This window comes from Mycobacterium sp. 050128 (genome assembly GCF_036409155.1).
Classification (GTDB): Bacteria; Actinomycetota; Actinomycetes; order Mycobacteriales; family Mycobacteriaceae; genus Mycobacterium.
In genome coordinates this window covers 2,860,514-2,879,140 of record NZ_JAZGLW010000001.1, presented here as the reverse complement: position 1 = coordinate 2,879,140, position 18,627 = coordinate 2,860,514, and the positions used below count along the sequence as shown (strand labels likewise).

Annotated in this window: 23 protein-coding genes; 11 read left to right on the top strand and 12 right to left on the bottom strand. The window is 66.7% G+C overall.

The window, feature by feature from the left end; all coding sequences use genetic code 11:
- Nucleotides 1-133: 133 nt before the first annotated feature.
- Together SKC41_RS13970 and SKC41_RS13965 are read right to left on the bottom strand one after the other, a co-directional pair.
- The gene (locus tag SKC41_RS13970; RefSeq protein WP_330978119.1) at nt 134-331 is read right to left on the bottom strand and encodes a hypothetical protein; all 198 of its coding nucleotides are present in this window, start codon (nt 329-331) and stop codon (nt 134-136) included.
- A gap of 135 nt (nt 332-466) precedes the next feature.
- Nucleotides 467-1,333: a cyclopropane mycolic acid synthase family methyltransferase gene (locus tag SKC41_RS13965; RefSeq protein WP_330978118.1), complete on the bottom strand. Its 867-nt coding sequence runs from the start codon at nt 1,331-1,333 to the stop codon at nt 467-469.
- Nucleotides 1,334-1,495: 162 nt separating this feature from the next.
- On the opposite strand from SKC41_RS13965, the gene SKC41_RS13960 reads away from it, so the two are divergent.
- Complete coding sequence (locus SKC41_RS13960; protein WP_330978117.1) at nt 1,496-1,780, top strand: 4a-hydroxytetrahydrobiopterin dehydratase; 285 nt, start codon at nt 1,496-1,498, stop codon at nt 1,778-1,780.
- Here the strand turns inward: SKC41_RS13960 and SKC41_RS13955 are convergent.
- Entirely contained in the window at nt 1,777-3,090 is a 1,314-nt protein-coding gene (locus tag SKC41_RS13955) for a mannosyltransferase (RefSeq protein WP_330978116.1), read from the bottom strand. The two genes, SKC41_RS13960 and SKC41_RS13955, sit on opposite strands and share 4 nt — an antisense overlap.
- A gap of 187 nt (nt 3,091-3,277) precedes the next feature.
- On the opposite strand from SKC41_RS13955, the gene SKC41_RS13950 reads away from it, so the two are divergent.
- Complete coding sequence (locus SKC41_RS13950) at nt 3,278-3,955, top strand: hypothetical protein (RefSeq protein WP_330978115.1); 678 nt, start codon at nt 3,278-3,280, stop codon at nt 3,953-3,955.
- A 44-nt stretch (nt 3,956-3,999) separates the two neighbouring features.
- Nucleotides 4,000-5,046 carry an Rv1157c family protein gene (locus tag SKC41_RS13945; protein ID WP_330978114.1) on the top strand — a complete coding sequence of 349 codons (1,047 nt, stop codon included), beginning with the start codon at nt 4,000-4,002 and terminating at the stop codon, nt 5,044-5,046.
- Nucleotides 5,047-5,072: 26 nt separating this feature from the next.
- Here the strand turns inward: SKC41_RS13945 and SKC41_RS13940 are convergent, their stop codons facing one another.
- Both SKC41_RS13940 and SKC41_RS13935 read right to left on the bottom strand, forming a co-directional pair.
- On the bottom strand, nt 5,073-5,219 hold the full coding sequence (locus SKC41_RS13940) for a DUF1059 domain-containing protein (protein WP_084163488.1): 147 nt from the start codon (nt 5,217-5,219) through the stop codon (nt 5,073-5,075).
- Nucleotides 5,220-5,247: 28 nt separating this feature from the next.
- Nucleotides 5,248-5,820 (bottom strand): HhH-GPD-type base excision DNA repair protein, encoded by a 573-nt coding sequence (locus tag SKC41_RS13935; protein ID WP_330978883.1) that lies wholly within the window; start codon nt 5,818-5,820, stop codon nt 5,248-5,250.
- Nucleotides 5,821-5,963: 143 nt separating this feature from the next.
- Here SKC41_RS13935 and SKC41_RS13930 point away from each other — a divergent pair, with 143 nt between their 5' ends.
- Nucleotides 5,964-6,467 carry a nuclear transport factor 2 family protein gene (locus tag SKC41_RS13930; RefSeq protein WP_330978882.1) on the top strand — a complete coding sequence of 168 codons (504 nt, stop codon included), beginning with the start codon at nt 5,964-5,966 and terminating at the stop codon, nt 6,465-6,467.
- Nucleotides 6,468-6,502: 35 nt separating this feature from the next.
- Here the strand turns inward: SKC41_RS13930 and SKC41_RS13925 are convergent, their stop codons facing one another.
- Together SKC41_RS13925 and SKC41_RS13920 are read right to left on the bottom strand one after the other, a co-directional pair.
- Nucleotides 6,503-6,706 (bottom strand): DUF5302 domain-containing protein, encoded by a 204-nt coding sequence (locus tag SKC41_RS13925; RefSeq protein ID WP_330978113.1) that lies wholly within the window; start codon nt 6,704-6,706, stop codon nt 6,503-6,505.
- An 18-nt stretch (nt 6,707-6,724) separates the two neighbouring features.
- Complete coding sequence (locus SKC41_RS13920) at nt 6,725-7,168, bottom strand: PPOX class F420-dependent oxidoreductase (RefSeq protein ID WP_330978112.1); 444 nt, start codon at nt 7,166-7,168, stop codon at nt 6,725-6,727.
- 35 nt (nt 7,169-7,203) lie between these two features.
- Between SKC41_RS13920 and SKC41_RS13915 the strand changes: the two genes are divergently transcribed.
- Nucleotides 7,204-7,725 carry a DUF1697 domain-containing protein gene (locus tag SKC41_RS13915; protein WP_330978111.1) on the top strand — a complete coding sequence of 174 codons (522 nt, stop codon included), beginning with the start codon at nt 7,204-7,206 and terminating at the stop codon, nt 7,723-7,725.
- 36 nt (nt 7,726-7,761) lie between these two features.
- Nucleotides 7,762-8,598 (top strand): class I SAM-dependent methyltransferase, encoded by an 837-nt coding sequence (locus SKC41_RS13910; protein WP_330978110.1) that lies wholly within the window; start codon nt 7,762-7,764, stop codon nt 8,596-8,598.
- Here the strand turns inward: SKC41_RS13910 and SKC41_RS13905 are convergent.
- Complete coding sequence (locus SKC41_RS13905; RefSeq protein ID WP_330978109.1) at nt 8,595-8,963, bottom strand: GntR family transcriptional regulator; 369 nt, start codon at nt 8,961-8,963, stop codon at nt 8,595-8,597. The genes SKC41_RS13910 and SKC41_RS13905 overlap by 4 nt on opposite strands.
- Nucleotides 8,964-9,002: 39 nt before the next feature.
- Between SKC41_RS13905 and SKC41_RS13900 the strand changes: the two genes are divergently transcribed.
- Both SKC41_RS13900 and SKC41_RS13895 read left to right on the top strand, forming a co-directional pair.
- The gene (locus SKC41_RS13900; RefSeq protein WP_442931612.1) at nt 9,003-9,719 is read left to right on the top strand and encodes an SIR2 family NAD-dependent protein deacylase; all 717 of its coding nucleotides are present in this window, start codon (nt 9,003-9,005) and stop codon (nt 9,717-9,719) included.
- A gap of 101 nt (nt 9,720-9,820) precedes the next feature.
- Nucleotides 9,821-10,720, top strand: a complete 900-nt coding sequence (locus SKC41_RS13895) for a DUF559 domain-containing protein (protein ID WP_330978107.1) — start codon at nt 9,821-9,823, stop codon at nt 10,718-10,720.
- 17 nt (nt 10,721-10,737) lie between these two features.
- Here the strand turns inward: SKC41_RS13895 and SKC41_RS13890 are convergent, their stop codons facing one another.
- Nucleotides 10,738-11,382 (bottom strand): class I SAM-dependent methyltransferase, encoded by a 645-nt coding sequence (locus SKC41_RS13890; protein WP_330978106.1) that lies wholly within the window; start codon nt 11,380-11,382, stop codon nt 10,738-10,740.
- A 107-nt stretch (nt 11,383-11,489) separates the two neighbouring features.
- Nucleotides 11,490-13,823, bottom strand: a complete 2,334-nt coding sequence (locus SKC41_RS13885; protein WP_330978105.1) for an MMPL family transporter — start codon at nt 13,821-13,823, stop codon at nt 11,490-11,492.
- 302 nt (nt 13,824-14,125) lie between these two features.
- Here SKC41_RS13885 and SKC41_RS13880 point away from each other — a divergent pair, with 302 nt between their 5' ends.
- Nucleotides 14,126-14,257, top strand: a complete 132-nt coding sequence (locus SKC41_RS13880; protein WP_090605576.1) for a hypothetical protein — start codon at nt 14,126-14,128, stop codon at nt 14,255-14,257.
- A gap of 137 nt (nt 14,258-14,394) precedes the next feature.
- Here the strand turns inward: SKC41_RS13880 and SKC41_RS13875 are convergent, their stop codons facing one another.
- Together SKC41_RS13875 and SKC41_RS13870 are read right to left on the bottom strand one after the other, a co-directional pair.
- On the bottom strand, nt 14,395-15,159 hold the full coding sequence (locus tag SKC41_RS13875) for a 3-hydroxyacyl-CoA dehydrogenase (RefSeq protein WP_330978104.1): 765 nt from the start codon (nt 15,157-15,159) through the stop codon (nt 14,395-14,397).
- 44 nt (nt 15,160-15,203) lie between these two features.
- Nucleotides 15,204-16,286 (bottom strand): CaiB/BaiF CoA transferase family protein, encoded by a 1,083-nt coding sequence (locus SKC41_RS13870; RefSeq protein WP_330978881.1) that lies wholly within the window; start codon nt 16,284-16,286, stop codon nt 15,204-15,206.
- Nucleotides 16,287-16,412: 126 nt separating this feature from the next.
- Here SKC41_RS13870 and SKC41_RS13865 point away from each other — a divergent pair, with 126 nt between their 5' ends.
- Nucleotides 16,413-17,225 carry an enoyl-CoA hydratase gene (locus SKC41_RS13865; RefSeq protein WP_330978103.1) on the top strand — a complete coding sequence of 271 codons (813 nt, stop codon included), beginning with the start codon at nt 16,413-16,415 and terminating at the stop codon, nt 17,223-17,225.
- 76 nt (nt 17,226-17,301) lie between these two features.
- Nucleotides 17,302-18,627 (top strand): DUF2867 domain-containing protein, encoded by a 1,326-nt coding sequence (locus SKC41_RS13860; protein WP_330978102.1) that lies wholly within the window; start codon nt 17,302-17,304, stop codon nt 18,625-18,627.

Genomic DNA, 18,627 nt, shown 5'->3' with positions numbered 1-18,627 from the left:
CGATCGACGCCGGCCGCCCGCCGATCGCATCGACTGTTGGGCAATCAGCTATGCGGCGCGGGTCGTCGTCTCACCCGCGTGATCGGTGACGATCATCCGCGGTCGATGCTCAAATATGTTGGACCACAACAAATCACGCCTTGGCGCGATACAAGTCGTTCAGGTCAGCCGTGATCAGTTTGGCGACCTCGCCGGCCCTCTCCAGGGTTTTGTACGGGCCGCCGATCTCGATGCAGACGCTCCATCCGCCGTCCGCATCGGCGATGACTTTGACGGCGTCGGGTCGTTCCAGGTACTCGCGGTGCAGAGCAATGAAATTCTCGGGCTTCATGCGGTCAGGGTAGGGCAGATCGGGACATATCAGCGTGCCGTTCACGCTCGCGTACAGCAAAGTTCGCGTAGCAGACGGTTGCCTACCCGATGAGAACGGGCATTCGCCACGAACTCATATGCGGTGCAATCCCATTCACTTACGTAGCGTGAATTGGTTGACGTCGATGTAGCCGTCCCGGAATGCGTCCGCGCACCCGGTCAGGTACCGCATATAGCGCTGATACACCTCTTCGGATTGGATCCTGACCGCGTCGTCATGGCGGTCGGCCAATGCGACGGCCCAATGATCCAGCGTCCGGGCGTAGTGCAGTCGCAGCGACTGGCGGCGGGCCAGGTTGAATCCCATCTTCGAGGCGTGGAACTCCACCATTTCGATCGCGGGCAACTGGCCCCCCGGGAAGATCTCGCGGGCGATGAAGTCGTTGAAGCTGGTCTGCTCCTCGGTCATCGGCAGGCCGCGTTCGACGATCTGCTGCGCGGTCAGCATCGTGATCGTGTGCAGCAGCATCACCCCGTCGCCGGGCAGGGTGCGATAGGCCATCGCGAAGAAATCGTCGTAGCGGTCGTAACCGAAGTGCTCGAACGCACCGATGGAGACGATTCGGTCGGCGGAATCGTCGAATTGTTCCCAGCCTCGCAACAGCACCCGCCTGCTGCGTGGGGTGTTCATCGCGTCGAACGATTTCTGCACATGGGCGGCTTGGTGTTCGGACAACGTCAGACCGATGACGTTCACGTCGTACTTTTCGATGGCACGGCGCGACGTGGCTCCCCAGCCGCAGCCGACGTCCAACAGCGTCATGCCGGGTCGCAGGCCCAGCTTGCCCAGCGAAAGGTCCATCTTGCGGATCTGGGCCTCTTCCAGGGTGATGGGCCGCCGGCGATCGAAGTAGGCGCAGCTGTACGTCATCGTGGGATCGAGGAACAGCCGGAAGAAGTCATCCGACAAGTCGTAATGAGCCTGGACGTCCTCGAAGTGCGGCGTCAGATTATCTGTCATGGCGGCCACGTGCCTCCCTGAACTCCGGGGCCTTTACTTCTTCACGGTGTGTCCGCTGACCTCGTTCACCCCGATTCCCCCAAAACGCCGGAGTCAAACGTTTGGGGCCATGGCGTAACGTGGCAGCCGGCAAGGTTTTTCGTTTAGAAAGGTTTGCTGGCCATGGCCGTGTTAACGGATGAACAAGTGGATGCCGCACTGCCCGACCTCGACGGTTGGGAACGTGCTGACGGTGCGCTGCGCCGCTCCATCAAGTTTGGAAGCTTCCTGGACGGCATCGACGCGGTGCGCCGGGTCGGCGAGCACGCCGAAAGTAAAGACCATCACCCGGATATCGATATCCGTTGGCGGACAGTGACTTTCGCACTTGTCACCCACTCCGAGGGCGGGATCACTCGCAACGACGTCGAGATGGCGCGCGATATCAACGGGATTGTCGGGGGCTAGCCCAGCGACGACGACGCCCGCGGTTGCGACTGCTGAGCCGCCGCCGAGCGGGCCGCGCGTTTGCCGGAGGTGGCGATGACAACCAGGGTTGCCACCGCGGCCACCGTGTACGCCAGCCCGGCCCACGCGAAGTACCAGGGTCGGCTGATCTGCCAGATGTTCGGCTGAGCGAACAACAGCAACCACGGCACGCCGACGATGGTCAGCGCCAGCCAGCCCCAGCCCGCGACCCGCATTGCGGGTCGTTCGCGCCATGGTCCCTGAATCAGCCACATCATCAGCGGCACCAGCCACACCCAGTGATGGGTCCACGAAATGGGTGACATCAGTAGCGCGAACAGCTCGACCACCAGCAACTTGCCGAGCCGATCCGAGCAATCCACGGCGCGCCACGCCAGGATGGCCAGTACCGCCGTCACGGCGATGGCGAGCAAGACCAGCGGACCGAAGCCGGCGTCGTGACCCAGGATCCGGGAAATGCCGCCGCGCCACGACTGGTTGATCGACGTCGCGATGGGCCCGACCCGGTGGGCGTCGCCGAGCAGCTCGGTGAAGTAGTAGCGAGTCTGATCGCCGGCGATCAACACCGACAGCGCGATGGTCCCGAAGAACACGACGGCCGAGAACGCGGCCGCCGCGAATCGCCGGACGCCGACCAGATAAACCCCGGCGATCGCCGGGGTCAATTTGATCCCCGCCGCCACGCCAACCAATAGTCCGGATAGCCACCAGCGCGTCGTGTAGATCGCCCAGAGCACCGCGAGCATCAGAAAGACATTGATCTGCCCGTAGTCGAAGTTGTTGCGCAGCGGCTCAATCCAGATCGTGATCGCCGTCCACGCCATCGCGACCCGTCGGCCGCCGCCGGGCGGCACGCCGAGTAGCCGCTGGCTGATTCGAACCGAGGCGTACAGCGCGGCCATCATCGCGACCAGCCACAGGAACCCCGCCAGGCCAAACGGCACCAGATGCAACGGATAGAACACGATCGCCGCGAACGGCGGATACGTGAACGGCAACGGGAAGTCCGGCGTGTGCTCGCTGTAGACGAAGTCGTACAGGGTGCCCGGGTGGTCGAGCGCGGCCGCGCCGCCGAGATATACGTGCAGGTCGACGAAGTTCGTGCCGTTGCGCGTCAGGTACGTCAAGGCGAGTCGTGCGGCGACGCTCACGACCAGTAGCAGCGGCGCGGCGCAGCTGATCACACTCGCCAGCCGCCGTGAGATGGGTGCCGCCGGGGCGGCCACGTTGGTGTCTACCCGCCTGACTTTAGCGACCGTGGCTCGCGCTGCGGTGTTGTCCGTCGTCACCGCCGCCACCCGCCGGGCCGCGAACTTTGCCGACGATCGGCAGTTCGGGGGCGTCCCCACAACCGTCCGGTCACCGCCGTCACTCGTATCGATAACGATCAAATAAATGCCACACGTGTCACTTGAGTCCCACCAGCATCAAAGTAGCTTCGGCTCAGTCACCTGTTGTCGATCCCTTGGGGGAGCAATGCCAAGCATCTGGACTTACGCGAAAGCCGCCGCCGTTGTCGTCGGTTCGTCTGCCGCCCTACTCACGGGCGGTATCGCCCACGCCGACCCCGTGCCGGCGGTTCCCGACCCCATGCAGAACATCCCGCAGCAGTTGATCGCTTCGGCGGCCAACGCTCCGCAGATTCTGCAGAACCTCGCGACCGCTCTCGGTGCGCAGCCGCCGCAGGCTCCGCCCCAGCCCGGTATCACCTTCCCGGGCCTGAGCTCGGCCGCACAGGCGCCCTCGGCGTCCGCCCCGGCGGGTATCCCGTCGATTCCGGGACTCACCCCGGCGACCGCCCCCACGGCGGCCAGCCCGACGGTTCCCGGCCTCAGCTCGATTCCTGGATTGGGACAGTCCACGCCGGCGGCTCCCGCCGCGCCGGCGAGTTCCGGTATCCCCGGGCTGGGCTCGATCCCGGGCCTGACGTCACCGACGGCGCCTGCCGCCGCACCGGCGTCAGCACCTCAGGTGGCGAATGTGAACATGCCGGCGCTGCCCGGCCTGCCGCTGAACGTGCCGCCGAAACTGTCGCTTCCGGGCGACCTGACGTCGCTCGCCACGGGCGCCGTCCCGGGGACGCCGGCCGCACCGGCCGCCGCGGCCGCACCGGCTGCTACCCCGCTGTCGCCGCTGCTCTCGGCCATCCCCTGAGCAGTTCATTAAACAGCTAATCCACTACAAGACCGGAGGGCATCGTGGCGAGCAATAGGATTCTGTCCAAAGGTTTGGCCGCGGTCGTGACGGCATCGGCTGCCGCGTTCGGGTTCTGCCCGAACGCAGCAGCCGATCCGGCGGCACCGCAGCCGACACCCCAACAAGGCGCGACCCAGGGACTGCCCGGCCTGCCCGCGCTGTCGCAGCTGAGCCCGATCATTCAGCAGGCCGCGACCGACCCCGGCCAAGCCACCCAACTGCTGATGGCCGCGGCACAGGCGTTCACCCATAACCCGTCGGCGCCCGGCGAATCGAAGAACGTGGCCGCGTCGGTGAATCAATTCGTTCAGGAGCCGGGCGCCCCGGTTCCCGGTGCGCCGGCTCCGGCGCCCATCGCCGCCCCGTCCGAGCATGTGCCCGGTGCCGGGATCGTGCCGGGCGCCCAGGCGCATCTGCCGACGGGCATCGACCCGGTCCACGCCGCGGGCCCGGCCCCGGCGGCAGCTCCCCCGGCGGGCACGCCGCACGCTCCGGTACCGGGCGCCGCTCCGGGTCCGGCTCCCGCGGCCGCACCCGCACCAGTCGCGGCACCGGCCCCCGCACCGGCCCCCTCGGCCGCACCCGCGCCCAGCCCGGCACCCGCGCCGGCCCCGGCGGCGGCCCCGGATTTCGGTCCGAACGCCCCGGTTACGCAGGACTTCATGTATCCCTCGATCGGCAGCAACTGCCTGGCCGACGGCAGTAACGCGATCGCGACCGCGCTGTCGGTGGCGGGACCGGCCACGATTCCGTTGCCCGGCCCGCAACCCGGCCAGACCGCTTACGTCTTCACCGCGGTCGGCACGCCCGGACCCGCCGAGGTGCAGAAGCTGCCGCTGAACGTGACCTGGGTGAACCTGACCACCGGCAAGTCGGGCACCGTGACACTGAAGCCACGCACCGACATCAACCCGGAAGGGCCGACGACGCTGACCGGAATTGCCGACACCGGTTCGGGCAGCATCATGTCGACGATCTTCGGTCAGGTCACGACCAAAGAAAAGCAGTGCCAGTTCCTGCCCACCATCGGCTCGACCGTGGTGCCCTGAAGCCAACCCCTAGCGCGCGGGGTTGGCTAGTACGCCATGAACAGAATGGCGTCGCGGTCGTACTCCAGGCCCGGATGAACGCTGGACAGGTGAGCCTGGGTCAGCTCGACCAGCTCGTCCTCATCCTTGCCGACGATGGCTTCTCCGCACGGACACGTCAGGTGTGTCTTCACGTTGCCGCCCTTCCCTTCTGATGACCTACTACTTAGCCGCCTTGGCTGCTGCTTTCATCTGCTTCTTGTAGGCCCGCACTTCGCCCATCGATTCGGCGTCGACGATGTCGGCGACGGAGATGTGCGTGCCGGCCTTGCCGAACTGGCCGGCCGCCGCGCGCCAGCCTTTCGGCGTGACGCCGTACTGCTTGCCCAGCAGCGCCAGAAAGATCTGGGCCTTCACCTCACCGAAACCGGGCAGCCCCTTGATGCGCCGCAGCAGCTCGTCGCCGTCCGGGTCGCCGGCGGTCCACAAGCCCGCGGCATCGCCGTCGTAGCGGTCCACGACGATCTGCGCCAGGGTCTGGATGCGCTTGGCCATTGATCCCGGAAACCGGTGTATCGCAGGCCTTTCCGAGCACAGTGCGGCGAACTTGTCCGGGTCGTAGTCGGCGATCTCGGTGGCCCCGAAGCTGCCCATCCGGTCGGCGATCTTCTTCGGTCCCGCGAAGGCGGTCTCGAACGGCACCTGCTGATCGAGCACCATCCCGATGAGCAGGGCCAGCGGGTCGCTGGACAGCAGCGCGTCGGCGTCAGGATCCTGAGCGAGCCAAAGTTTCACAGTCAACGACCAACCTTTCGCTGAACACCCTAGGACCGATGACCTATGTGTTCGACAGACTACCCACCAGAAAGGCGCTGACGACCAGCGCATTACCACCGAGCTATCGTGGCGAGGTGGTGGATGAAGCCAAGTTGGCACTGATGGTTGCCCGCGACGAACTGCATCAGCTCGTAAACGCCTATTGCCGGGCCGTCGACCGCGCCGACTATGACGCGCTGCGGGACCTCTACCACCCGGACGCGACCGATTCGCACGGCTCGTTCTCGTCGGGCGGCGTCGAGCCGTTCATCGCACAGCTACAAGCGGCGCAGCCGTATGTGCGTGTCTCCCAACACAACATCACCACCACCAACTTCGTGGTGGACGGCGACGGGGCCCGCGGCGAGATCTACTGCCTGGTGTTTCACACCTTTGCCGGTCCCGAACACGACATCGACGTGATCATCGGCGGCCGGTACCTGGACACCTACATCCGCCACGACGGCCGCTGGAAGTTTCTCCAGCGCACCATCGTCGCGGACTGGGCCTACCAGAACGACCCGTCCCAACTGGACTTCGGCCATCCCAGCACCCGCGGCAGCATGCGCGGCAAACCGGGCCAGGCCGACCCGTCGACGGGACTATTCGCCCCGCCTCGAGGCTGAACTAAAAGCTCTGTCCGCCAACAACTCTGGGCAGATTAGCCGCCGCTTTTGCGACGGAATTCCCGACGGCCGCCGCCCGCTGCGCCGTGCGCCCGGGCCTGCTTGCCGCCATTGTCTTTGTGGTCGGATCCGCCCGCGGACTTGGCCAACTTGCGCTCCAGGGCTTCGCGAAACTTGCGCTTGTTGTCGTCCTCGTCCGGCGCGGGCGCGGCGTCTTTTCCGGAAGTCGTTTCGGCCATATCGGCAGCCTAGCCCGACTACCGCTTGCCCGGAGGCATCCCGTACAGGTGCGAGATCGGCAGCGTGAGCAGCACCCGCCGATCGGTGACCATCGCGTGCCGGTACTCATCCCAATCAGGATGCTCACCGGCGATATTGCGATACAACGAAATCAACGCTTCGACGGTGTCGTCCTCGGGCGCGGCGGCCGGGGGCGTGAGTTCGGCGGTGCCCTCGGCCACCGCGTAGGACCAACCGTCGTCGGAGTCGACCAGGATCGAGGCCCGCGGATCACGGCGCAAATTGCGGGTCTTGGCCCGCGGCTCGGTGATCGACACCCGGATTACCAACTCACGCGGGTCGAAGTGGTAACTCACGTTCGACAGTTGCGGGCGCCCGTCGCCTTTGATCGTGGCCAGCACCCCGAGTGAGTTCCCCGCTATCAGTGCCAGCAATTTGTCGTCGAAGACTTGGCGTCCCATCCCCAAAGACTACGTCGCTCTGGTGCAATCGGATCATGACCAAGTACGCGGTGCTGCTGCGTGGCGTCAACGTCGGCGGCGTCAACCTGAAAATGGCCGACGTCGCGGCGGCCCTGACCGACGCGGGATTCGCTGCCGTGCACACCATCCTGGCCACCGGCAACGTGCTGCTGGAGTCGTCGGCCAAGGCACCAGGGGTGCGCAAGAAAGCCGAGGCGGCGTTGCGCGAAAGGTTCGGCTACGACGCGTGGGTCCTCGTCTACGACCTCGACGCGGTGCGCGCCGTCGTCGAGGCGTACCCGTACCAGCCGGAGATCGACGGATATCAGTCCTACGTCACGTTCGTAGCCGACGCCGCGGTGCTCGACGAGCTCGCGAAGTTGGCCCACGACGCCGGCCCCGACGAGAAGATCAGCCGCGGTGACGGCGTCATCTACTGGCAGGTGCCCAAGGGCAGCACCCTGGACAGCACGATCGGCAAGACGATGGGCAAGCCCCGGTACAAGTCGTCGACCACTACCCGCAATATGCGCACGCTGGCCAAACTGTTGCGGTGATGATGCCGGCGCCGAAGATCGGTAAGGTTTGCCCCGATGACCTCTGCCCAAGAGCCCGCTAAAGGGAAGGTCTGCCTGGACGGCGTGTCCGAGACCGCCCTGCTGACGCTGAATGCGCGAGCGCAGGAGGCACGCCGTCCCGATCCCCTGCTCGTCGATCCGTTGGCGGTGGCGCTGGTCGATTCGATCGACTACGACTTCGCGAAGTTCGGGCGGCCGCGCCAGGACATCGCGCTGCGCGCACGGCTGTTCGACACCCAGGCCCAGTCCTATCTGGCCGCACACCCGGCAGCCACGGTGGTGGCGCTGGCCGAGGGCCTGCAAACCAGCTTCTGGCGGTTGGACGCTGCAATTCCGGATGCCCAATTCCGTTGGCTTACCGTCGATCTTCCCGACATCATCGAAATTCGGGCCCGGCTGCTGCCGACCTCCCCGCGGGTGGCGGTGTGCGCCCAGTCGGCCCTGGACTACAGCTGGATGGATTCGGTCGACGTCGAAGACGGCGTGTTCATCACCGCCGAGGGGCTACTGATGTATCTGGAACCCGAGCCGGCGATGGGGCTGATTACCCAGTGCGCCAAGAGATTTCGCGGCGGCAAGATGGTCTTCGACCTACCGCCGGCCTGGGTCTCCAGAGTGAGCCGGCGCGGGATGCGAACCTCGCGACGCTACAAGGGGCCGCCGTTGCCTTTCAGCCTGTCGGTCGCCCAGCTCGCCGACCTGGTGAACACCGTGCCGGGAGTCCGCGCGGTGCAGGATTTGCGGCTGCCGCCGGGGCGCGGTCGCGCGTTCAACGCCGCCGTGCAGATGATCTATCGCGCGCGCATGTTACAAGCGCTGCGGCCGTGCTTGACGCTGCTGGAATTCGGCTAGCCCTCGTCGGGCACGGCCTCGATGTAACGCAGCGCGTCGGCCTTGCCCAGCCCGAGTCCGTGAGCGACATGGACGTACTCACGGGCCGCGGCCGCCATCGCCGCGTCGGTCGGATCGTAGCGGGCGATGAAAGTGCCGAAGCGCCCACGAGTTTCGACAATGGCCGCGGTCTCGAGCTCACGGTAGGCGCGCGCGACCGTGTTGACGGCCACTCCGAGTTGGCCGGCCAGCTCGCGCACGGTCGGCAAGCGGCTGCCGGGCGCCAAGGCGCCTTCCCGCACGCCGTCGATGACCTGCGTCCGGAGCTGGTCGAACAGCGGCCGGCCGCCTTTGAGGTCGACCCGTAGCCATTCGCCCAGCTCCACGTATCCAGTATTACCCCAACCACCGCTATGTTGGTGGCTATGCGAGTGACGGTGCTCAGCGGCGCAGGGATCTCCGCGGAGAGCGGAGTGCCGACATTTCGCGACGACAAGAACGGATTGTGGGCCCGCTTCGACCCCTACGAGCTGTCCAGCACTCAGGGCTGGCTCAACAACCCCGAGCGGGTGTGGGGCTGGTATCTGTGGCGGCACTACCTGGTGGGCACCGTCGAACCCAACGACGGGCACCGGGCCATCGCCGCCTGGCAGGACTACGCCGAGGTCAGCGTCGTCACCCAGAACGTCGACGACCTGCACGAGCGCGCGGGCAGCAGTCCGGTCCACCACCTGCACGGCAGCCTCTTCGAATTCCGTTGCGCGAGTTGCGATCTGCCCTATCGCGACACCCTGCCCGAGATGCCCGAACCGGCGCTCGAGGTGCAGCCGCCACTGTGCCCCCGGTGCGGCGGGCTGATCCGGCCCGACATCGTCTGGTTCGGCGAGCAGCTGCCCGAGGGCCCGTGGAGCCAGGCCGTCGAGGCGACCCAGACGGCCGACGTGATGGTGGTCGTCGGAACCTCGGCGATCGTCTACCCAGCCGCCGGCCTCGCCGATCTCGCCCTCTCGCGCGGCGTCACCGTGATCGAGGTCAATCCCGAGCCCACCCCGCTGTCGGGCAGTGTCACGCTCAGCATCCGCGAGTCGGCGAGTCAGGCACTGCCGGGGCTGCTGCAAAAACTGCCGGCCCTGCTGCGGTAGATCTCGCCGAGACTGCGCACAGATCGCGCTTCCTCCACACAATTGCGCGCTGAGCGCAGTCTCGATGTGTCTCTGTCCGAGTGATCCACGAGCCTGCGCTCATGACGAGGGTTGCACCGTTTGTTGGCAGCGAGGCGGTCAAAGCCGGAACGCTGCGAAAGCATCAGCTGCGCTCCCGATTCCGCGCGGTGTTTCCCGACGTGTATGTGCGACGCGATCAACAACTGACGCTGCGTGACAGAGCGGTGGCGGCCTGGCTGTGGTCGCATCGGCGGGGGGTGCTTGGAGGGCTGACCGCGGCCGCATGGCATGGCTGTAAATGGGTGGACGAACACCTACCCATCGAATTGATTTGGTCGAACGCGCGGCCGCCACGCGGCGTGCGGACCTACGACATGCGGCTTCGTGAAGAGGAGGTCAGGGTCGTCGCGGGTATTCCGGTGACGACGCCGGAGCGCACCGCCTTCGACATTGGTCGCCGCACGGCGACGGGTATGTCGATTGCATATTTGGACGCCCTCATGCGAGCGACGGGCACCCAGGTAAACGAGGTCCTCCAAATTGCCGACCAGCATCGTGGCGCACGCGACCTGAGGCGGCTGCAACCAGTGCTCGAACTAGTCGATCCCGGTTCGCAGTCGCCGAAAGAGACGTGGCTGCGGCTCCTACTCATCCGGGCGGGCTTGCCGCGACCCGCGACCCAGATCCCCGTGCTGGTGGCCGCAAAAAGTGGAACGCAGGTGTACTACCTCGACATGGGATGGGAGGAGGTCATGGTCGCCGTCGAGTACGACGGCGAGCAGCATCGGCTCGACCGCTGGCAGTACACGAAAGACATTCGTCGCAGTGAGGCATTGGAGCGGCTCGGCTGGATCGTCATCCGGGTGACCGCATCGGATCGTCCTACCGACATCATCGGGCGAGTCCGGGACGCGTTGGCGTTTCGCGAAGGCGTCGAGTCTGCGCACAGATCGCGATCCGCTCGAAATCGCACGCCCTGAACGCAGTCTCGGCGTAACTAAGAGGGCCGTCGCGCGCGTCCCAGCAACAGCTCCGATACCGGCATCGGCGACCAGGCGGGCAGCGTCCACTCCCGCCGGGAGCTGTCCACCTCGAACCCGGCCTCGACGATCGCGCGCTCGGTATCGCGATGGGTGTGGCAGTTACCCAGGAACCGCGGCCACACCGTCCGGTCGGCGAACCGCTGCAGCCGACCGCGGATACCGGAGCTGGCCACGTGCTCGAGATAGCGCAACTCCCCGCCCGGCCGCAGTAATTCGTACAGCCGCCGCAGCACCATCGCGGGATCGCGCACCGAGCACAGCACCAGCGAGCACACCACCGCGTCGAACGGCGCTCCGCCGCGGAACTCCTCCACGGTCTCGTTGGTCAAAACCACCGGAACGGACGCGGCCGCGGCGGCCACCCGCGCCCGGGCCAACAGGCGCGGCTCGGGTTCCATCGCGACCACCTGCGCGACGGACGCGGGGTAGTTCGGGAAGTTCGTTCCGATACCCGCACCGACTTCGAGCACCCGGCCCGACAAGCCCGCCAGGTTCTCCCGGCGCAGAGCGCGGACCGCCGCCGTCTCGTGAGCGGCGGCGACCGGCCACACCCGCGCGAAGAACGGGTTCTCGAATGTTGCTGGCGCTGTTGTAGTCATCCCCCACCTATTCGATTCGGAACGGGCCTCAGCATAAAGCCAACCGGCGCGGGTAATTGGCGGTCCCCGGCTTGGCTATCGGCGCTGCCCCCCGGCATCAGCCAAGCTCAACCGATTTTAGTCACCGGCTCGGCGACCGGGTAGCCGTTGTGCTCCACCGAGATCGCGATCGGCTCGATCGGCGCGGCCGGTTCGGCCGGTCCCTCGCTGATGCCGAACCGCTGGTGCAGCCACATCAACGGCTTGGGCGCCCACCAGTTCCAGCGGCCCATCACGTGCATGAACGCCGGAACCAGGACCATCCGCACCAGCGTCGCGTCGACGAACACGGCCAGGGTCAGGCCCAGACCGAACATCCGCATGAACGACACGTGCGCGGCGATCAACGCGGCGAACGACATCGACATCACCAGCGCGGCGGCGGTGATCACCCGGCCGGTGCGCGCGACGCCGTGCGCCACCGCCTCGTCGTTGGCGGCGTGCGCCTCTTTGGCCGTCGACGCCATCGGCCGGTACTGCAGCCAGTACTCGCGGATCCGCGAGATCAGGAACACCTCGTAGTCCATCGACAAGCCGAACGCGATGCAGAACAACAGCACCGGCATGTTCGCCACCAGCGTGCCGCTCGGCGTCGTTCCCAGCGCGCCGAGATGGCCCTCCTGGAAAATCCACACCAGCGCGCCGAACGCCGCGGTCAGCGACAGCACGTTGCACATCAGCGCCTTCAGCGGCAACAGCACGCTGCCGGTCAGCAGGAACAGCAAGATAAAGGTGATCACGGCCATCACGCCCAGCACCAACGGAAGCCGGTCCGTCACCGCGTCGACGCTGTCGCGGTTGACCTGCGCGACGCCGGCCATCTCGACGGAACGTCCGGCGGGCCCGGGCACCTGGTGCAACCGCTTGAGCTGGGCGTCGGAGGCCGGCGAGAACAGTGGCTCCGTGCTGCTGACCGTCAACAACGCACTGCCGTCGGACAGCCCGGTGGCCCCCGCGGGCGGCCCCACCTGGTTTCCGCCGACGAACGTTCCACTTGGCGCCGCTACCCCGGAGACCCCGGGCACCCGCGACAGCCCCGCGGCGTAAGCGTCGAGATCCGCCGGGCTAACCCCGCGCGCGTCGGGAATGACGATGGGCACCGACGTCGCGGAATCGTGCGCGAAGTTGGTGCGCAGCTGGTCACCGACCTGATGCGCCGACGCGGATCGCGGCAGCACCCGGTCGTCGGGGAAGCCCCATGTCACCCGGAGGAACGGCAGACCAAGTAGCAGCAGCACCGAGGCGACGGCCACCCCGATCGGCAGCCAGCGGCGCATCACGAACTTGCTCGACCGGTACCAGAACATCTCCTCGACCGGCTTGTGCACGGGCTCGGGGCGGCGCAGCACGCGGCGCACCAGCTTGCGCGCGTCCAGCGAGTCCAGCCGCGGGCCCAGCAGCACGATCGCGGCCGGGGTGATCACGATCGACGCGGTCGCGACGAACGCGACTGTCGCGACCCCGGCGTAGGCGAACGATTTCAAGAAGTACATCGGGAACAGCGCCGTCGCCGACATCGACAAGGCCACGGTGACCGCGGAGAACAGCACCGTGCGCCCGGAGGTGGCCATCGTTCGGACCAGCGCCTGGTGCGGGTCGCTGCCCTCGGCCAGCTCGTCGCGATAGCGGCTGACGATCAGCAGCGTGTAGTCGATGGCCAGCGCCAGCCCCAGGGCAGTGCTCAGGTTCAGCGCGAAGATCGACACCTCGGTGGTGAAGGTGATAAGTCGCAACACCGTCATCGAGCCGACGACGGCCAGCGCGCCCAGCGCCATCGGCAGCGCCGCCGCCAGCAGCCCGCCGAACACCCAGATCAGCACCAGGAAGCTGAGCGGGAGCGCGATAATCTCCATGACCAGGAGATCTTCCTGGTTCTGTTTGTTGATCTGGGCGTACTCCATGGCCGCCCCGCCGGCCCGGACGGTGACCCCGTCACGATCGTGTATGAGCTGATCCGACAGGGTTTGGGCGTTGTTCTGCACATTGTTCTCGCCGCCCTTGAGGTTGACCACGATCAACCCGGACTTGCCGTCCTTGCTGATCAGTTCGGCTGAGGCTGATTGGGCCTGCGGCGGGCCCGTCCACGGGGAGGTCGCGTTGTAGACCAGCGGCGAGCGCTGCAGCTCGTTGACGAGATCGGTGCCCACCGTGCGGGCCTTATCGCTGTTGGCGCCCGCGGGTGCGGTGACCAGGATCAGCATTTGCTGACCGCTTTGCCCGAACTTCTCGGTGAGCACCGAGATGGCGCGTGCGGACTCCGAGTCCGGGTCCTGGAAACCGCCGGGAGCCAGGCTCTTGGCGACCGGGAGGCCGAAGATCGCGGCGGCGATGAACACCAGCACTCCGACCGCGATGATCCGGCGCGGCGCGGCGATGGCCAGCCCAGCGATCCTTGGCAGCATCTATGCTTCCTCCCCCGGTGGCAGTCCCGCGGGCGCACACCATATTCGCGGTAACCTAGCCGCGGTACGAGACAGGTGTCAAACAACTCCTTAACGAGCTACGGGGTACGAGCGCGATTGGTTCGAACCGGTTTCAAACCCGCGAACAGTAAGAGTCCGGCTAGAAAAATGGGCGCTAATTAAGCCGCTCACGGGCCAAATCCGGCTCTAGACCGCCGACAACCCTACTGGCGAGTAAATTGCCACCATTTTCCGAATCGTGACTCAAAGATTCCTTAATGGTTGCTCTTAGGCTCAGTGTCATGTGGATCGACGAAGCAAGCGCGGACGTCATCAAGGTTGACTTCGAGGCTCTCTACCACGGCGACGTGTTGGTGGAAGGCGAGACCTCCGAGCAGTTTGACGACTGGCAACCGCTGCCCAACGCGAGCTGACCATCATGAGCTTGCTGGCACGGCTACTCATGGCCGAACCTTCGGTCTCTCGTTGGTTCCGTCGATCCCACTGATCTTGTTGCCAACAAAAACCCCCGCCGTGGCGGGGGTTTTTGTGTATGCGCCTTAACCGAGCCTCAGCGCGGGGCCATCCGGATGGCGCCGTCCAGGCGGATGACCTCACCGTTGAGCATCGGGTTCTCCACGATGTGCACCGCCAGCGCGCCGTACTCGTCCGGGTCACCCAGCCGCGCCGGGTGCGGCACCTGCTTGCCCAGTGATTTCTGCGCCTCCTCGGGCAGCGAACCCAGCAGCGGGGTCTTGAACAACCCCGGCGCGATGGTCATCACGCGGATGAGCTCGCGCGACAGGTCGCGGGCGATCGGCAGCGTCATGCCGACCACGCCGCCCTTGGACGCGGAGTAGGCGGCCTGGCCGATCTGGCCATCGAACGCCGCGACCGAGGCGGTGTTGATGATGACGCCGCGCTCGGGACTTGTTTCGGGACCGACCGGCTCGGTCTTGGCGATGCGCTCGGCGGCCAGCCGCAGCACGTTGAAGGTGCCGATCAAGTTGACCTCGACGACCTTCTTGAAGGCCTGCAGCGGGAACGGCCCGTCCTTGCCCAGCGTCTTGATCGCGTTGCCGATGCCCGCACAGTTGACGTTGATACGCAGCGAGCCCAGCGACTCGGCGACGTCGAGCGCCTTGCTCACGCCCTCCTCATCGGTGACGTCGGTCGCGACGAACTTCGCGCGGTCGCCGAGTTCGGCCACGACCTCCTCACCCCTGAGGTCGATCACGACCACCTGCCCGCCGGCATCCAGCAGCCGCTTGGTGGTGGCCAGGCCCAGACCTGAGGCACCGCCGGTGACGACGGCGACGGCGTCCTTGATCTCCATACGAGTCCTTTCATGATCCTGCCGACCAACTTGTTGGTTGGGGACTATACCCAGGCGTTGAGGACGTCCTCGACGTCGGCCACCGGCGTCGCGGGGCGCGGTGTCTGCGGAGCGGTGCGAGAGAACCGCGGCGCCGGCAGCGGCTGCAGACCACCGTCGACTTCGTAGAAGGTGCTGCGCTCGGTGATGTGCGGCTCGGACTGCACCTCGCCGAACGCCAGGATCGGCGTCACGCACGCGTCGGAGTCGGCGAACACCTTGGCCCAGTGGTCGCGGTCCTGGCTGGCGAACTTTTCGGTCAGGATCGCCCGCAATTCGGGCCAGCGCCCGACGTCGTTCTGCCCGGGGATGTCGGCGCCGTCGAGGCCCAGGCCGGTCAGCATGGCGGCGTAGAACTGCGGCTCGATGGCGCCGACCGCGACGTAGCGCCCGTCGGCGCAGGTGTAGGTGTCGTAGTAGGGCGCGCCGCCGTCGAGCAGGTTGGTGCCGCGCGCGTCGGTCCACATCCCGGCGGCGCGCATCTGCCACATCATCTGAACCAGCACGCTGGAGCCGTCCACCATCGCGGCGTCGACGACCTGTCCCTTGCCGGAGCTCTGCCGCTCCCAGAGCGCGGACAGGATGCCGAGCAACAGGAACATCGAACCGCCGCCGAAGTCGCCGACCAGGTTCAGCGGCGGCACCGGCCGTTCGTTGGCCCGGCCGATCGAGTGCAGGATGCCGTTCAGCGAGATGTAGTTGATGTCATGACCGGCCTGCTGGCTGCGCGGGCCGGTCTGGCCCCAGCCGGTCATGCGGGCGTAGACCAGCCGCTCGTTGACCTTGGCGCAGTCCTCGGGTCCCAGGCCGAGTCGCTCGGTGACGCCCGGACGGTAACCCTCGATCAGGACGTCGGCCTTGGCGATCAGCCGCAGGACGGTTGCGCGCCCCTCGTCGGACTTGAGGTCTGCGGTCACCACCCGACGGTTGCGCATCATGGCGTCCTTCGCGACGCCACCGGGGCCGGACGACGGGCGATCGATGCGCACCACGTCGGCGCCAAGATCTCCCAGAATCATCGCGGCGTGGGGGCCCGGCCCGATGCCGGCCAGCTCCACTACCCTGAGTCCGTTCAGGGGCCCACCCAGCGGTCCCGCCATGGTCCACCGACCTTTCGTCTGCTCCGACGCGTGTCAACCCGGTCGTTGGCATCTTCGCAGCCGCGCCCGACGGCCGCGCACCCCGGTCGCCTGCCCGGTCGTTATCGTTAGCCCATGTCTGAATCCGTGCTCGATAAGCAGTCGTCCGTCGAAGGCCTTGCCGTCACGTTGTCCGACGGCGTGCTGTCGGTGACCATCGACCGGCCCGCCAGCCTCAACTCGCTGACGACTCCGGTGATCTCCGGGCTTGCCGACACAATGGAACACGCGGCGACCGACCCGCAGGTCAAGGTGGTTCGGCTGGGCGGGGCGGGTCGCGGCTTCTGCTCTGGAGCAGGCATCAGCGCCGACGACATGTCCGGCAGCGGCGGTCTTCCGCCGGACGAAATCGTCCTGGAAGTCAACCGGTTGATCCGGGCCATCACCGCGCTGCCGCACCCGGTGGTCGCCGTCGTGCAGGGGCCCGCCGCGGGCGTCGGCGTGTCCATCGCTCTGGCGTGCGACATCGTATTGGCTTCTGACAAAGCATTTTTCATGCTCGCGTTCACCAAGATCGGGCTGATGCCCGACGGCGGGGCGTCGGCGTTGGTCGCCGCGGCGATCGGCCGGATTCGCGCGATGCGGATGGCACTGCTGGCCGAGCGGTTGCCGGCCACCGAGGCGTTCGCCGCGGGACTGGTCAGCGCGGTCTATCCGGCCGAGGATTTCGAAGCCGAAGTGGACAAGGTGATTGCGACGTTGCTGGGCGGCCCGGTGGTGGCGTACGCCAAGACGAAGGATTCGGTCAACGCGGCCACGCTGACCGAGCTGGATGCCGCGCTCGAGCGTGAGTACCGCGGGCAGGCGATCTTGCTGCGGTCGGACGACTTACGCGAGGGTGCAACGGCATTCCAGCAGCGCCGCACCCCGAACTTCACCGACCGCTAGCACGCTTAACGGCCGCCGAAACGGCAATCCGCTCTTGCGTCAGATCCGACTACTCTGACGTGCGGGAAGGGGAACAATGCGCTGTCTGGTGACGGGGGCGACCGGCTACATCGGTGCCCGACTGGTGCCGCGTCTGCTCGACGAGGGCCATGGCGTGCGCGCGCTGGCCCGCGACCCGGGCAAGTTGGCGGACGTGCCGTGGCGGGAGCGGGTCGAGGTGGCCCGCGGCGACCTCGGCGACGTCGATTCGCTGATCGAGGCGTTCGACGGGATGGACGTCGTGTACTACCTGGTGCATTCGATGGGCACGTCGAAGGACTTCACCGCCGAGGAAAACCGCGCCGTCCGTAACGTCGTGACGGCCGCTCAACGTACCGGGGTGCGACGGGTGGTGTATCTGAGCGGGTTGCATCCGGAAAACCGGAAGCTCTCGCCCCATCTCGAGTCGCGCAAGGCGGTGGGCGAGGCCCTGATCGACTCCGGCATTGAGACGGTGGTGCTGCAGGCCGGAGTGGTCGTCGGGTCGGGTTCGGCGTCGTTCGAGATGATCCGGCACCTCACCGACCGGTTGCCGGTGATGACCACGCCGAAATGGGTGCACAACAGAATTCAGCCGATCGCGGTGCGTGATGTGCTCTACTACCTGGTCGCCGCGGCGACGGCGCGGGTGCCATCGTCGCGAACCTGGGATATCGGCGGCCCCGACGTGCTGGAGTACGGCGACATGATGCGCGTCTACGCCGAGGTCGCGGGGCTGCACCGGCGCTACTTGATCGTGCTGCCGTTCTTGACGCCCACGATTGCCAGCCTGTGGATTGGGACCGTGACGCCGATTCCGCCCGGTTTGGCGCGCCCGCTGATCGAATCGCTGGAATGCGACGCGGTGATGGGCAACTCCGACATCGACACCATCATCGAGGCCCCGCCCGGTGGCCTTATCGGCTACCGCCGCGCCGTCGAATTGGCACTCGCCCACCCGACGCCGGGCCCGCCCGCGGTCTCCTGGGCCTCATTGCGGTCGGAGCCGGCCGCGTTGCTGCCGAGCGACCCGGACTGGGCCGGCGAGATTGTCCACACCGACGTGCGGGTGGCCGACACCACCGCGGGACCCGACGACGTCTGGAAGGCGGCCGAAACGGCGGCGAACAGCAGCAAGCGTTGGTGCGTGACGGAGCGCGAGCCCGGCACCAAACTGCTGCTGCTCTCCCGGAGGCGCTCACCCGGAAAGGCGTGGCTGGAAATGACGGTCACGCCGCAAGACGGCGGCGGCACGAAGTACACGCAACGGGCGACCTTTTTGCCGAGCGGCATCGTGGGGCGTTTGTACTGGCTTTTGGTGCGACCCCGGCGGGCCCTCGAGCTGGCCGCGCTGGAACACGCCGTCGTCGGCTCGCCCGGATAG